13 protein-coding genes and 3 tRNA genes are annotated in these 15,397 nt (G+C 36.2%); 6 read left to right on the forward strand and 10 right to left on the reverse strand.

Going from position 1 to position 15,397, the window contains the following annotated elements:
- Positions 1–7 precede the first annotated feature (7 nt).
- From AB1349_02665 to AB1349_02675, 3 genes are read right to left on the reverse strand one after another with little or no spacing between them, the layout of a single operon-like run.
- Entirely contained in the window at positions 8–2,293 is a 2,286-nt protein-coding gene (locus tag AB1349_02665) for an OmpA family protein (GenBank protein MEW6556238.1), read from the reverse strand.
- Complete coding sequence (locus tag AB1349_02670; GenBank protein ID MEW6556239.1) at positions 2,290–3,990, reverse strand: ATP-binding protein; 1,701 nt, start codon at positions 3,988–3,990, stop codon at positions 2,290–2,292. Before AB1349_02670 ends, AB1349_02665 begins: the two co-directional genes overlap by 4 nt.
- A 32-nt stretch (positions 3,991–4,022) precedes the next feature.
- Entirely contained in the window at positions 4,023–4,880 is an 858-nt protein-coding gene (locus AB1349_02675; GenBank protein MEW6556240.1) for a GAF domain-containing protein, read from the reverse strand.
- Between the two features lie 199 nt (positions 4,881–5,079).
- Here AB1349_02675 and AB1349_02680 point away from each other — a divergent pair, with 199 nt between their 5' ends.
- From AB1349_02680 to AB1349_02695, 4 genes are read left to right on the forward strand one after another with little or no spacing between them, the layout of a single operon-like run.
- Positions 5,080–5,856, forward strand: coding sequence for an ABC transporter permease (locus AB1349_02680; GenBank protein MEW6556241.1), 777 nt, complete (start codon positions 5,080–5,082; stop codon positions 5,854–5,856).
- Positions 5,849–6,580 carry an ATP-binding cassette domain-containing protein gene (locus AB1349_02685; protein MEW6556242.1) on the forward strand — a complete coding sequence of 244 codons (732 nt, stop codon included), beginning with the start codon at positions 5,849–5,851 and terminating at the stop codon, positions 6,578–6,580. The genes AB1349_02680 and AB1349_02685 overlap by 8 nt, the downstream gene beginning before the upstream one ends.
- A gap of 3 nt (positions 6,581–6,583) precedes the next feature.
- Positions 6,584–7,351: an MlaD family protein gene (locus AB1349_02690; protein ID MEW6556243.1), complete on the forward strand. Its 768-nt coding sequence runs from the start codon at positions 6,584–6,586 to the stop codon at positions 7,349–7,351.
- Between the two features lies 1 nt (position 7,352).
- Complete coding sequence (locus tag AB1349_02695; GenBank protein MEW6556244.1) at positions 7,353–8,321, forward strand: tetratricopeptide repeat protein; 969 nt, start codon at positions 7,353–7,355, stop codon at positions 8,319–8,321.
- Positions 8,322–8,384: 63 nt separating this feature from the next.
- Here the strand turns inward: AB1349_02695 and AB1349_02700 are convergent.
- The 7 genes from AB1349_02700 to AB1349_02730 all read right to left on the reverse strand — a co-directional run bounded on the left by AB1349_02700 (position 8,385) and on the right by AB1349_02730 (position 13,254).
- Positions 8,385–8,458, reverse strand: a tRNA-His gene (locus AB1349_02700).
- Between the two features lie 58 nt (positions 8,459–8,516).
- Positions 8,517–8,590 (reverse strand) — tRNA-Arg (locus AB1349_02705).
- Positions 8,591–8,654: 64 nt separating this feature from the next.
- Positions 8,655–8,729 (reverse strand) — tRNA-Pro (locus tag AB1349_02710).
- A gap of 41 nt (positions 8,730–8,770) precedes the next feature.
- Positions 8,771–9,133: a PilZ domain-containing protein gene (locus AB1349_02715; protein MEW6556245.1), complete on the reverse strand. Its 363-nt coding sequence runs from the start codon at positions 9,131–9,133 to the stop codon at positions 8,771–8,773.
- Positions 9,106–9,717: an XTP/dITP diphosphatase gene (locus AB1349_02720; GenBank protein ID MEW6556246.1), complete on the reverse strand. Its 612-nt coding sequence runs from the start codon at positions 9,715–9,717 to the stop codon at positions 9,106–9,108. The genes AB1349_02715 and AB1349_02720 overlap by 28 nt, the downstream gene beginning before the upstream one ends.
- Positions 9,698–10,411 (reverse strand): ribonuclease PH, encoded by a 714-nt coding sequence (rph, locus tag AB1349_02725; protein MEW6556247.1) that lies wholly within the window; start codon positions 10,409–10,411, stop codon positions 9,698–9,700. Before rph ends, AB1349_02720 begins: the two co-directional genes overlap by 20 nt.
- Complete coding sequence (locus AB1349_02730; protein MEW6556248.1) at positions 10,408–13,254, reverse strand: valine--tRNA ligase; 2,847 nt, start codon at positions 13,252–13,254, stop codon at positions 10,408–10,410. The genes rph and AB1349_02730 overlap by 4 nt, the downstream gene beginning before the upstream one ends.
- A 356-nt stretch (positions 13,255–13,610) precedes the next feature.
- Here AB1349_02730 and AB1349_02735 point away from each other — a divergent pair, with 356 nt between their 5' ends.
- Together AB1349_02735 and AB1349_02740 are read left to right on the forward strand one after the other, a co-directional pair.
- Positions 13,611–14,522 (forward strand): M23 family metallopeptidase, encoded by a 912-nt coding sequence (locus tag AB1349_02735; GenBank protein MEW6556249.1) that lies wholly within the window; start codon positions 13,611–13,613, stop codon positions 14,520–14,522.
- Positions 14,519–15,298, forward strand: a complete 780-nt coding sequence (locus AB1349_02740; GenBank protein ID MEW6556250.1) for a L,D-transpeptidase — start codon at positions 14,519–14,521, stop codon at positions 15,296–15,298. Before AB1349_02735 ends, AB1349_02740 begins: the two co-directional genes overlap by 4 nt.
- Positions 15,299–15,397 lie beyond the last annotated feature (99 nt).

A 15,397-nucleotide genomic window follows, 5' to 3' on the forward strand; every position in this document is an offset into this window, starting at 1 on the left:
TGTCCTGTTATTCTTCAAAGCCGGCGATTAGGATTTCTACCCGTCGGTTTTTTGCTCTACCTTCTTCGGTCTCGTTTGAGACAAGTGGCTTGGATTTCCCGAAACCAGCAGTCCGAATTTTGTTTGCAGCAATCACGTTACCTACAAAATAATTTTTTACACTCTGTGCACGATTTAATGAAAGTTGCAGATTATACTCGTCAGTGCCAGTATTATCAGTATGTCCGTGTATCACTATATACGGCTTTTTTTTGGCTCGGATTTTATCAAGCAGTTCATTCAAAACAGGGAATGCATCAATGCGTATTTCAGCGCTATCTATTTCAAAATTGATACTGCTCATTACTTTTTTGTCCTGCACCTTGCCTACCTCAAACAGCCCACCGCATATAATTTGACCGCCAGATTCACTGCTTATACCACCAGCGGTTGCAACTGATATTTTTTCGTTGTTGTTGATTGCGATAAATTTTGGTTTTGTTTTTTCTACTGATGCTGTCACGGCGCCTATTTCTAATCCATCATTGTAGTCCTTCCATATATCGCCTCTGTTGCGGGAAACAAACACACCTTTATCGGTAGCGACAAAAATGTTGCTTGAATTTTTAGGGTTGATTTTTACAGAATGAACTTTTAATGGTGGGATAGGTGTTGGCAATCCATAATTTTTGGCTCTGAACAGTTTGTCATCATCGCTAACCAGTATACCTTCATCACCTCGTGCAACAAACACTTTTGCAGTATCCGGGTCAACCGCTATTGAACGAACGGGCTTGGTCTCGTCTTCTTCCTTGATTAACAGATTCCAACTTTTACCGGCGTCATTTGACAGAAACAAGCCGCCTTTTTTATTACCTGCATACAGTTTTTTAGGTTCTTTCGGACTGAAACAGAGCCGTTGGACTACCTCTTTTGAGACGGAATCCCATTTTTTCTCTTTTTTATAGATACCATTAGCAGTTGCAACATATTTTTTATTAGTTTTTGGCTGAACTGTAATATCAAAAATTTCAGGATAGATACCTTTTGAAATTTCAAACAAGCCATCGTTATCTTCTTTCCAGGTAGCGCCTAAATCTTTCGTCTCAAAAATACCTTTGGTTTTAGTGCCGACATAAAGCGTTTTTTTCGCATCCATCTCAACAGATACAACCACATCGTTGATACCTTCATCAATTCGCTGCCAGTTAGTTTTACCATCGTCTGATTTTATAAGCCCTTTTTTTTCAGTTGCCAGAAATGTTCTATCCGTATCAGCTTCTTTCAGCATATCAAACAGTTCGCCAATATCGCCAATATCAATATTTAGCCATATATCCGAACCAATCTCAGGCACTTCTGACAGCCGCCGTTCCAGTTTATGAGAACATATAGTATTTGTATCACCTGCTGAAACCAGTTTATCAGACGGCGAGAATGCAACCTCTAACAGTGTTTTATCGTAAGTAGAAAAAGTATTGATAACCTTTCGGGTTTCGGTATTATACACAATAACTGTACCATTAACTAACCCGCAGGCAAGTTTTTCTTCGTCTGCAGACAGCGAGATAGAGTTGACAAATTCAGACAATCGTGCAAAAACTGATGATGCTTTGAACCGCATATCCCATATCTGAATTGTCTTATCCCAACTTGACGAATAAATTTTATCACCCTGTTTGTTCCATTTTATACAGGAGACGGTTGAAAAATGGTCAAGGATAGTATACAGTATATTCTCGCCTTTTACATTCCATACAATAATTGAATTATCTGCACAGGCGGATGCAAGCATATCGCCCCGTGGTGAAAAATCCAGCGAGGTTACAAGTGTTAGATGTTTAACATAGTTTCTTATTCGTTTACCAAAATGTACATCCCACAAAAAAATACAGCCACCCCAGTCGCCTGATGCAAGATATTTACTATTAGGCGAGAACGTCAGCGATGTAACAACATTCGTATGTTCTTTGAGTGCTCTTAATTCTTTACTGAAATTGGTATCCCATAATTTTATAGAACCATCTGTATAGCCGATCGCGAGTATATTTCCGTCGGGCGAGAATGCAAATGATTTAATCAAGTACTTATGGTTTTCAAAAGTTTTTAGTAACCGAAGTGTCTGTGCAGCCCGTAATTCAACCCAGTAGTTTGTAGCGACACCTAAATATCTGTTGTCAGGTGAGAACTTAATACTTGCGATTTGGTTTACCAGTTCGCCTTTAGAAAATATCTTAATTTTATCCTGTGGGTAAAGGCGGGTAAAAGGTAAAAGGTAAAAGGTAAAAGGTAAAAGGTAAAAAAACTTTTTCATTTCGGAAGACGTTTCAGTCGGATAGTAAATGTTGTGCCTTCATTAACAGCGGAAGCAACTTCAATTGTGCCTTTATGTTCTGTTATTACTTTTTTTACAACTGCCAGCCCGATACCGGTTCCTTTTGTACCTTTTGTTGAAAAATCCAGCTCAAAAATATGCGGGAGATTATCTGCAGGTATCCCGGCGCCGTTATCAGTTACTTTCAAGACAAGCGAATCTGATGTAGTATCAAACTCGGCTGAAACAATTATCTCGCCTTTGTTTTTTTCAACCGCATCTATCGCATTGGTAATAAGGTTCAAGACAGCACGTTCTATAGATTTTTTGTCAAGAAACATAGTCGGCAGTTGGTCTGCATACTGATATTTCAACTGGCTTTTTTTTTCATCTGCACGCGATTGAACGATTGTGATTATTTCATCTATAAATTTTTTTATATCCACTTCTTCTAAAGAAGGTTCGCGGTCTTTTGACAAACTGAGCATATCCAGTACCAAATCCGCAATTTTAGCCTTGCACCGTTTTACTGCAATCCAGCCGTTTTCTATCCTGGACATCTCATGCTTTTTTATGCCCATCTCTACAACCATCGCACCCGCATCCAAGCCAAAAAGAATATTCTTTATATCATGCGATAGACATGCAACCGTCTGCCCGATTGCAGTCATTTTTGTTATTTTGATATTTTTTTCAACAAGCCGCGCATTTTGAATCGCAACACCGGCAACATCGCCAATCGCAGATAAAAGTTCAAGTTCATCCTGTGTAAATGTGCCTTTTGTACCTTTTGTATCAACATTTATTACGCCGATAATTTTATCTTGTGTTTTTAATGGCACACACATAACAGATGAAATACCAAAACTTACTATTGACTGACCTGCTGTTCCCTCTTTTAAGAATCTATCATCAGTTGCAGCATCCGAGGTAAGTATTGACTCGCTATTTGATAAAACTCTGTTTATTATACTTCTTGAAACCGTCGGGATTTCTGTTCTGCCATCGTGGATTCGTTTCCTGTTGACAGGGATTTCCCATTCGCCTGTTTCTGAATTAACAAGCAGAATATACCCACGGTCTGCTTTTATAATACTGAATATCGTCTCCATAATTTTATTCAGCAGTTCGTTAATCTCAAATATAGAACTGATAGCATTGTTTATTTCGTAGATTGTTTTAAGGTTCTGGAGTGCTTTCTGATATGCTTTTGTGTCCTGCTGCTGTGCACCTGCTGTCCGTATATCAGGAATAACTTGCTGTTTGGCGAACCGTATTATAGTTGCAGTTGGCGAAATTGTATCACCATCTTCTTTGATTTGGATATTTAGCCCTTTTGCGTTCTCAACAGTTCCGATTGTTGTAAATACCGCATGGGCTATTCCGAGTTTCTTTTCAGTTTCCGAAATCATAGTTGCTCGTAAAACAAAACTACCTATTGATATAAAATCACCGTTATGTAATTCCTGCTCGGTAGAGGGCGATACTTTAAGATTATTAACGAATGTGCCGTTTGTTGAACCCAAATCTTTAATAAAAAATTTATCAGCCCGTTGCTCAATTACAGAATGGTTTCGTGATACTTTCTCGTTATTAAGCACAATCGTATTGGTCAGATGCCTGCCAATACTCGTCTCTTTCTGCGTTAATTTGTAAACTGCGCCTTTATTTAGACCGCTTTCAACTATCAGTTCCATAAAATTCCAAACCCGCATTGGAACAATATGCGTTATACTGTCAATCTCTGAAAAATCATACTGCAACCTAATTGCTCACCTGATTTGTCATTAATAAGGATTGTAGTATAACCGATTCTTATCGTCTCGCCACTCATTTTGCTAAACTCTGTTTCTTGACGAGCAACTGTCTTTTTCTGTGATAATGTTTCAGCCAGTATTTTGCATATTGCTGGATACGATGTCAATACCTCCTTGAAGTTTTTACCAACCACTGTTGTTTTAGAAATACCAATTATGTTCTGTGCTGATGGGTTGAAATTTATTATCTTCATATCATTCCCAACTGATATAAATCCACCGGACATATTCTCAATTATTGTCTCATAAAAATGACTGGTTTTACGCAAACTTTCTACTGTCTCCTCGTTTTCAATCGCAAGCACCATCAACGCACTGGCAGTATGTAACAATGCAGAGTCCGCTTCCGTGAACCCACCATCTTCATTGCCTTTTTTATTTACTGCTTCAATAATCCCGCGAAGTTTCTTCTTTACTTCAAGTGGTACACAAAGTATATTTCTCGTCACATAGCCCGTCATTATATCAAACTCTTTAGAAAATTTAGGATGACTATACGGGTCATTCACAATCACCGGTTTGCCAAGTTGTGCAGACCATCCAACAATACCCTGTCCTATCATTATTTTTAATTTCTTAAACGCCTCTTCAAGTTCTAAACTTTTAGGTCCCCTGACTACCTTAGGGATAAGGGCTCGTTTCGTATCATCTAGATAAAACAAAGTTGCTGATTCAACTTCCAATATCTCAACAATCTGGCTGAGAATATAGGAAATCAGTTTGTCAGTTTTAATACCCAGATTGATCTGTGTTGCCAGTTCCGCAAGCATTCAGATGCTTGGTTTCTTTCTGATTCGGCTGATTATCCATTTCAGTTCCTCCAGTTTTAACGATAAATTGCTCATAATTGTAATCGGCGATTTTCAATCGCCATTATAATATTAGTATACAAATTTTTTACCAATTGTCAATTAGTTGACATAAAAGAATTTATTTGATATACTATTACTTAATATGCGAAAGTTTTTTGTGAACTATATTTTTTCGGTACTTGACTATTTTGCAGAAATTTCTACACTGCTGATTTTTATTGTAAAAAATGTAGCAGGACTTTTTAGCCAGAAAAAAAAAGAACATAATAGAATAATATCCGGAATTACAAAAAAGCAGATTTATTTTACCGCTATTCAGGCATTATTTTTAGTCAGTTCAGTTGCGGTTCTGTTCGGTGCGGTGATTGTTATTCAAAGTATCACGCAACTGCCTAAATGGGGTGCTGAAAAGTATATCGGTAAAATTTTGGTATTGGTGATTATACGCGAACTCGGACCTATATTTACCGCACTGATTGTAATAGGCCGTTCTGCCAGCGCAATCGCAACCGAAATCGGCAATATGTCAGTCGCAAATGAAATAGAAGCGCTGGAGTCAATGGGTATTGACCCGCTGGAATATATTTTGATACCACGGCTTTTAGGGATGAGTATTTCAATAGTTTTATTAACATTTTATTTTAATATCGTCGGCATATTAGGTGGTTTTCTTGCTGCTAATATCACAGCCGACGCAGCATTCACTATTTTATTTAATAATCTTATAAATGCGATTACTTTTGTTGATATAATAGTCGCATTTTTTAAGTCACTCGGATTCGGGATTATTATCTCAATAATTGCGGTTCATCAAGGTCTGAATGTAAAATTATCTCTGATAGAAGTACCGCGTGCAGCAACAAAATCAGTTGTGCATTCGCTATTGTTCTTATTTATTTTTAACGGCTTACTAACGGTGCTATTCTATGTTTGAAATAAACAATGTTAGTTATACAATATCTGATACAGGCAAAAAGATATTTGAAGGATTAAATCTAACAGTTCCAGCGAATGAAACAGTAACAATTATCGGGCTTTCAGGTTCCGGGAAGACGACATTCCTTAAAATTGCGGCAGGGTTGACTGAGCCAACGACAGGCAGTGTGAACATAGACGGGTTCAATTTTACAAAAGCCAATAAAAACCAGAAATACAAAATCAGGCAACGAATGGGTTTTATGTTTCAGGATATTGCATTAATCAGTAATTTGAATGTGTATGATAACATTGCGCTTCCGTTACGGTATCACACAGGGTTGTCAGAAAAGGAAATATTTGATAAAATAGATAATTGGATTAATATGGCAGATTTACAAAAAAATATCTATTGTTTGCCACCGGAATTGAATATCAGCCAGAAAAAAATTGTTGCGCTTATACGGGCTATTATTTATTCGCCAAAATATCTGTTTCTGGACGAGCCAACGAGCAATTTAGATTTTTATCATAAAGATATTATAAAACAAATCCTTGAACAAATTAAAAATAATAAAACTACTATTGTAATGACAACAAATAATTTAAAATGGGCGACAGAACTAACAGACAGATTTGTGGTACTTGCAGACGGTAAAATTGCAGTTTGCGGAAAGTATGAGAATATCTGTTTGGCGCCAAATGCAAAAGAAATCATAAAAAATATTGGCGGAGGTGAATAAAAAATGCCTGAGAAATTTAAGAAATTTGAAAAAACGGTAAATGCATTTATTATATTAGGTATAATTCTAATACTGGTAAGTTTGGTCTTGATTGCGCGTGGTAAAAGGATATTCAGCCGGAAATACTATTTCTATTCAATTTGTAAATCAGCAGATGGATTAAATAAAGGTATGGCGATTAATATGAACGGGTTCCCAATCGGCACGTTAGAAAGTATGAAGTTGGATGGGAACAACAATATCGCAATAAAAATAGCCGTCTATGAAGAACATTCAAGACGAATCCGAAAAGGTTCTGTATTACGATTGATCTCGCCGATATTAGGTTCTAAAACACTTGAGATAATTCCTGGCGATATCAATGCAACACCAATTGCGAACAATGGCTACATTATTTCATATGACTCAGATGAAGGCAAAAAAATACTATCCGAAAAAATGGCTGTAATGCCTCAATCAGTAACGGATAGTATTCTCGTGAATGTATCTGAATTAGTAAAACGGTTAAACGATCCTGCAGGCCCGCTATTCGCGAATTTAGAAAATTTTCAGGTTATATCTAAAAATGTAGGTCTGTTAAGCGAAAAAATCTTGACTAAAGAAGGAAAACTTGACAGTATATTTAAGCATGCGGAAGAAACTACTGCGAACATGAGTACCATCTCAAGGTCAATAATGCAATCACAGTTTTTTAAGGACAAAAGTGCTAAACAGGAAAAATCAGCATCAATTGATTTGAGTGAATCATATAATCCGTATCAAAAGAAATGATATGAAGAACACAAAACAGACGCAGAATAAGACGCAGAACAGACGCAGAACTTGGAAGTTTTTTTACCTTTTACCTTTTACCTTTTACCTTCTACCTGCCTTTTCCGGCTGTGTGCCTAAGATAGAAATCAAAGAAACCAGCAAGAATCAGGATGTTATTGAACTAAATGAAAAAGGTACAAATTTGTTTCGTAATGGCGACTACACTAATGCGATTGTTTTCTTCCAGAAAGCGTTAGAGATAAACCAGTTACTTGATAATCAGGCAGGGATCGCAATATCATATAACAACATCGGCACAGTATATCTTATAATAGGAAAGATGAATGAAGCAGAAGAAAAATTTTTGCAGGCGTTAGAAATAAACCGCAAACATAATTTATCATCAGAAATTATTACAAATCTGAACAATCTCGGTCGGCTTTACAGCGAAAAAGCGGACTACAATAAAGCGAAAGAAATGTATAACGAGGCGTTGAAATTGGGCGAGAAACAAAAAGATATGATGCGGTGTGCACTTATCAACAACAATTTGGGAATGTGTGAGATGGACTTAAACAATTTTGAGGAAGCACAAAAGTATTTTGAAAATGCAGAAAAACTAAATCGTAGTGAATCTAACCTGTCAGGTGTTGCTGTGAATCTCTTGAATTTAGGTAACCTTTTACAAAAACAGAATAAATCCGAAGAAGCATTAAAATTATTTGAAGCGGTATTAAAAATACATAAACAATTGGAAGATTCCTATAATATCGCAATGGCTTTAAGTACTATCGGGCTTACACTAGAAAACTTAAAACGATATGAAGAAGCATTGCAGTATTTTCAGCGAGCGTTTGATATAAACCAGAAACTTGACTTAAAAGACCGAATGAAAAAAGACCTTTCAGATATTATCCGCATCGCTACATTCCTGAACCAAAAAGAACTTATCAAAAGTTCCAACGAAAAACTAAAATCATTACCCTGAAAGTATAAAATTTTCTTGTCACTGATTACTGAAACTGATAACCGATTACCAGTTCCTAAACAGGGTGAGCGACGGGATTTGAACCCGCAACCTCATGGGCCACAGCCAAGCGCTCTAACCAGTTGAGCTACGCCCACCATTAACTACAATTAAAAATTGAAAATGCAAAATTAAAAATTTATTGTAGTTTTTATGCGTCCCTGGGGCGATTCGAACGCCCGACCCTCTGCTTAGAAGGCAGATGCTCTATCCTGCTGAGCTACAGGGACACTAACAAACAAAAGTAAAAAGTTAAAGGTAAAAAGTTAAAATTTTATTATATTATATTTATTATCGGGGCGGTCGGATTTGAACCGACGACCTCTTGCTCCCAAAGCAAGCGCGCTAAACCGACTGCGCCACGCCCCGAAAACCAATTATTAAAATTATAAATTATAAATTATGAATTGTCAATAGATGCCGAATTTTTCAAGTTCTGTAAAATTACCTTTGCGGATATTATCAACTATTCTTTCCAGTTTTTCCTTTTCTAAAGGCGTGCATTGAAATTGTATCCCAGCAAGCCATTTTTGTTCAGCAGTGATTTCTTTTATATGACTGGCTACACCATAAAAAGAAAATTTATATCTATCCTTAATCTCAAACTTAAAAGTATAAATATGATTTTTTTCTATCGGCTTGTCGCTTTTTAACAATGCGCCACCAGCACTTAAATCAACGAACCGTCCACGAGTAATAAGTTCGTTTGTTGACGGTTCTATCACCTCAGCAAGTAGCAAAATATTTATCCGTATATGTTTTCTTTGAAGCATTTTTGTATTAGTTCCTTTGCGTTTCTGAATGCGATTGCTCTGTGGCTCACTTTGTTTTTTTGTTCAGTTGTAAGTTGTGCGAATGTCTTTTTTAGTTTTGGATAATAGAAAACCGGGTCATAACCGAAACCATTTGAACCTTTGGGCTCTTTTGTAATATAACCTGAAACGGTGCCTTCAACAGTTTTCAATTTACCATCCGGAAAAATCATTGCAACAACGGTTCTGAATTGCGCTTTTCGTTTTTTGTACGGAACATTTGCTAAAAGTTTTAGAAGTTTATTATAGTTATCAGCATAACTACAATTTTTTCCAGCAAATCTTGCGGAATATACACCGGGTTTACCATCAAGTGCTTCAATTTCTAATCCTGTATCGTCAGCAAGCGTTAACTTATTAATTAATTCATTAATTTGTTTACACTTCTTTACTGCATTTTCTTTAAGTGTTTTTCCGTTTTCTATTATTTTTGGAAATTTTTTTAATTTGATGATTTCAAACCGTTTGCCGAGAATTTTCTTGATTTCCCTGATTTTATCCTTGTTCTGTGTAGCGAGTGCTATCTTATATTTTTTTAATGACATTTTTTTGTATTTTTACAATTTCTAAAATTCCCTTTTTAGCAAGTTTCAACATTTTTTCAAGGTCATTGTTTGAAAAAGTTGCTTCTTCACCAGTGCCCTGTATCTCAACAAATCTGCCATCTTCCGTCATTACTATATTCATATCAACATCCGCGTCATTATCTTCTTTTGCACATAAATCTAAAAGAATTTTTTTTTCAACAATTCCAACTGAAACCGCAGCAACATATTTTTTTAGCGGTATTTTTTCTATAAGTTGCTGATTTTTCATTTTGTTTAACGTATCGTGCAGTGTGATAAATGCGCCGTTTATCGCGGTTGTTCTTGTGCCACCGTCCGCCTGTATCACATCACAGTCAATCAAGACAGAATTTTCACCCATAGATGGCAAATCCGTAACCGCACGGAGACATCTACCTATCAGCCGCTGAATTTCCTGAGTTCGTCCAGCTGAAATTGAACGTTGCCGTGATGTTCTCTGATCGCCTGCTCTCGGTAGCAGTGCATATTCTGCTGAAATCCAGCCTGTGCCTGTATCTTTCAAATGTGGTGGTACTGTTTTTTGAATCGTCGCTGCACATAATACTTTTGTATTCCCGCATTCAATCAGACACGAAGCATCTGCAAACTTCTGATAGTTTCTTATGATTTTGATTTTTCGTAATTCATCGTTTCTTCTTCCATCAATTCTCATTTTTGTTCTCCAAGATTATCAAGCAGTTGCTCAATTTTAGTTTTTTTCTCGTTTGTTTCCTGATATTTTTGTTTTATCCGTTCTACTTCTATTGGATTTGCTTTTTCTAAAAAGTTGCGATTAGCAATTTTGTTTTCGTAAGTTTTTAATTCTTGATTCATTTTTGTTAGATATGTGTTAAGCCGTTTTTTTTCTTTCTCAAAATCAATTTTATCTTCTAAAAGAACAAAAATTTCAATATCGTCAACGATTGCTGAAGCGGAATGTTTTGGTTTTTGTGAGCTTTTTGTGAAATCAATTTTACCAACTTTTGCCAGTGAGTTTATATAATGTTTGTTTTCAGTAATAATTTTTTCTGATGCATCTAATGTTTTTATGAGTATATCAACTATATCAGCGGGTTTTATATTCATTACAGAACGAATATTTCTTACAGATGTAATTGTTTCTATAATTTTCTGAATTTTAGTCTGAGCAATTAAGTCAAAAAAAGTTTCCTGTTTCGGGTATTCAGAAACCATAATACAGATTACAGATTGCAGATTTTGATAGATCTCTTCTGTTATAAATGGCATTATTGGATGCAGAAGTTTTAGTATGTTTTCAAGAACTTTAAGATGAACCTTCTGTGCTGTCAGTTTAGATTTTTCGTCGGTTCCATAGAGCCGCGTTTTTGAAAACTCAACATACCAGTCACAGTATTTAGACCAGATAAAATCATAGAGTAGACGACATGCTTCAGATGGATTATAATTTTCCATAGTATCATTTATGTTTTTTACAGTAAAATTTAGTTCCGATAGAATCCATCTATCCGTCAATTCCAAATCTGCGTAATCTGCGTTTTCTATCTGCGTAATCTGTGTTCCTAAATTCATCAAAACAAACCTTGATACATTCCAGAGTTTATTACAGAAATTCCGCGCCATTATAAAATTGTCGTCTGAAATTTGCATATCTCTACCTGGAACCGCCTGATATGCCAGTGCAAACCTTAAAGCATCTGTACCGTATTTTTCCATAATAGTTAACGGGTCAATAACATTCCCAAGCGATTTTGACATTTTTTTGCCTTTTGAGTCGCGAACAATCCCGTGAATATAAACACTACTATAAGGCACCTGATTTTTGAACTCCAGTCCCATCATTACCATTCTTGCAACCCATAGATACAGGATCTCGTGACCGGTTACAAGCACTGATGTAGGATAGTAATATGATAAGTCAGATTGGAGATTGGAAATTGGAGATTGGAGATAAAGTTTTTTACTCGTATCTCCCATCTCATATCTCCTATCTGTATTTTCAGGCCAGCCGAAAACAGATAGAGGCCAGAGTGCCGACGAGAACCATGTATCCAGCACATCAGTATCCTGGACGAAATCTGATTTTCCGCAAACTGAACATCTGTTCGGTTTTGTTTCAGATGCATACACACCATTTGTATCCGGTGTAATATCCTCGATTTTTTTAACGCAGTTTTTGCAATACCACAGCGGTATTCTATGTCCCCACCATATCTGACGGGAAATACACCAGTCCTTAAGATTTTCAAGCCACATTAAATACGGTTTCAACCATTTATCAGGAAAAAATTTTATCTCGTCTTTTTTTGCCGCCTCAACTGCCATTTTAGCCATTCTAGCCATTTTCAGAAACCACTGTTTTGAGATTAAAGGTTCTGTTGGTGTTTCACATCTGTAACATCTCGTGATTGGCAGCATATAATTTTCTTCTTTTTCTAACAGATTTTTTTCGTTCAACTTTTCTAAAATTATTTTTCTTGCTTCATACCTATCCTTACCGATTACTTCTGGTATATCAAAATTTGCAATAATTTTTTTAGACAAATCATTTTTTATTTCAGATGTTATTTTTGCTTCCTTGTTAATTGCATGAATAAAAACCAGATTATGTCTTTTTGCAATTTCAGCATCATTTTTATCATGTGCAGGTGTCACCTTTACTGCACCGGTGCCAAATTTTGGGTCAACAATTTCATCAGCAATTACAGGAATTATTCTATTAACAAGTGGCAAAACAACATTTTGCCCGATATAATTTTTATATCGTTCGTCTGCTGGATTTACAGCAACTGCAGTATCACCGAGCATAGTTTCAGGTCTGGTTGTTGCCACCGTTATATAGTCAGGCGATTTAGCGATTTGGCGATTTGGCGATTGGGTTTCACTTAATTGCTGATTGCTTAATCGCTTAATTGCTGCCTCTAAGGGATATTTTATATACCACAATTTACCTTTTTCATCTTCCTGTTCTACTTCGCTTTCGTTGAGTGCAGTCCCGCAACGAGGACACCAGTCCACAATCCGTTCTCCACGGTAAATTAGTCCCTTATTGAAAAATTCTATAAATGCGTAATTTACCGCACGAGACCGTTTCTCATCCATAGTAAAACATAACCTATCCCAATCACAAGAGCAGCCCAGTTTTTTTAATTGTGATATGATTGTATTTCCTGTTTCTATTGCCCAACTTTGCATAATATTTACAAACTGGTCTCTTGTAAAATCGTCACGATTTTTGTCTTCTTTTTTCAGTTCCTTTTCCATTATATTTTGGGTAGCGATACCGCCGTGGTCAGTGCCGGGAACCCAGCAGACATTAAAACCATGCATCCTTTTGAACCGAATAATTATATCCTGTAGCAGATTGTTAAGTGCGTGTCCCATATGGAGCGAACCGGTTACATTCGGCGGTGGAATTACAATAGTGAATGGTTTTTTATTGTTGTCTGGTTCAGAGTGATAGAGTTTATTTTTTTCCCAGATATTCAACCATTTTTTTTCAACTTCTTTAGGTTCATACACTTTTGAGATTTCCATATTTAATAAGTATATCAAATTTTTTTAGTAAAATCAATAAATTTTCTTGACAAAAATACAAATTTTCGTTATACTAATATCGTAAATAGAGACAACAAATAGAGGCGAACATCAGGTCGGTAACAGGTAAGTTTTGCTATTGCTCGGTTTTAACCGAAACTAAAGTTTCGTAGAATATGTAGTCGGTAATCCCCACATTTGTGAGGACAGGTTTTTAATCACCGTGATGGAACGTGGATTGAAAATTCACGGCTACAAGTTCACGCCTACAAATTTCAGCAAAACTGAACTGTTCAATATTCATAATGCACGCCTGACCAGTCGGGCAGGTGTTATTCATACTAACGGGAGATATTATGAAAATGAAAAAACCAAAACACAAAATGCTTACAGTAATGATTGTTCCACACTCAACATCTAAGCCGATTACACTTGATATTTCCAAAGAGTTCATTGTAACGATTTTTCTTATTTTCGTCGGATTTATCGGCTGGGCAGGGCTTATCATTCACAAACAGATTGACTACTGGGCGATGAAAACGGAAAACAAAATTCTTGCAAAAGAGACGGAATATTTTGCAAAAGAGATGCTTCAAGCACGGCAGATGGCTGATAATTTGAGAGAAATGGACAGGGAACTGAAAAAGATACTAAAACTTAAAACCAAAAAAGCAATCATTCAATCAGGCGGGCCTACCGTTACAGAACTTGAAAGAATTACTATGTATCTTGCAGAAAAAAAACTTGCTATTACACCGCAAGAATTTAACCAGCACATAGCTGCGTTCAAATCAGAATCACAAGAACTTGAAAAAAGTTTTAACGAATCTGTTGACTTTATTAAAAATGAAAAAGTCAGATGGTGTGCAACACCTTGCATCTGGCCTGTCTATGGAAGAATAACCTCCGGTTTCGGTCCCAGAATCCACCCAGTAAAAAAATATAGAGAGATACATCTTGCTATTGATATCGCTGCAGAAAGAGGTACGCCGATAAAAGCACCTGCGGATGGAAAAGTGATATTAGTAGATTGGCAGCCTGGTTACGGGAAATTGATAGTGCTTAATCATAACTATGGATTTATGACGAGATACGGGCATTGTTATAAAATTCTTGTCAAACAAGGACAAAAAGTAAAAAGAGGTCAGACGATTGCACTTGTCGGTTCTACGGGTATTGCAACCGCTCCACATCTTCACTATGAGGTCTGGAAAAACGGTATAGCAGTCAATCCAAAAAGATATTTGACAGAAGCAATTTTAAGATGAAACTGGTTTTTGTTCTGATTTTTTTGTCCTGTTGTAATTTTTTATTAAATTCAACAGAAACTACTTTAGTAGATGAAAACAAACTTTTAGAAAAACTGCCCGGTGTAGTTGTCCTTACTGAAAAAGAAGATAACCAGTTAAACGAAATAAACCGGCTTGTAGTCAATATCCCTTCATATGAACTTTTTGCCTGTAAAGATATAGAAATAATTAAGAAATATAAAATAAGTGTCGGATGCCGCGGACTTCCTACTGTTGAGGGTATATTTACAATTGATTGGAAAATGAAAAATGCTCCATACAGACCCATAGACGGTTCCCCGTATAAAAAAATTGCCGATTCTTTTCCGTCTGGCGAAAACAATCCAATGGGAACGAGGAAGATGCATTTCTGGGGTCCGATTTGTATTCACGGATTATCGCAGGAGAAAAGAAAACTTATTGGAGGCACACGCCGAGGGAGTTGTATCGCATTACTTAAAGAGGATATAGAAGAACTTTATGATTATATCAGAGGTGGAACCAAACTGGAAATATATTACAAAGTGAATAAAATCATAAAAAAAAACGCTACGGTTGAATTCAAAAAATATCCCGATTTGTATAACGGTTACCGAAGAATAATAGACAATCCGGAACTTCAAAAATATCCGCATATAATTAAAAAAGTTCCCGTATATTTCTTAGACATACCTGTCTTAAAAAATATGCCGGTAAACGACTGGAATATTGATAAAAAAATAGTCAACGATACCCTGTTAATAATTGAGAAGTAACTTGATAGTCTAGGAATTTCCTTTTTTGGACGCAGATGTACGCAGATTACGAAGATTATAAAAATATAAATTTTAAATCTGTTTTTTCTGCGAAAATCT

The organism is Elusimicrobiota bacterium (assembly GCA_040757695.1).
Lineage (GTDB): Bacteria > Elusimicrobiota > UBA8919 > UBA8919 > UBA8919 > JBFLWK01.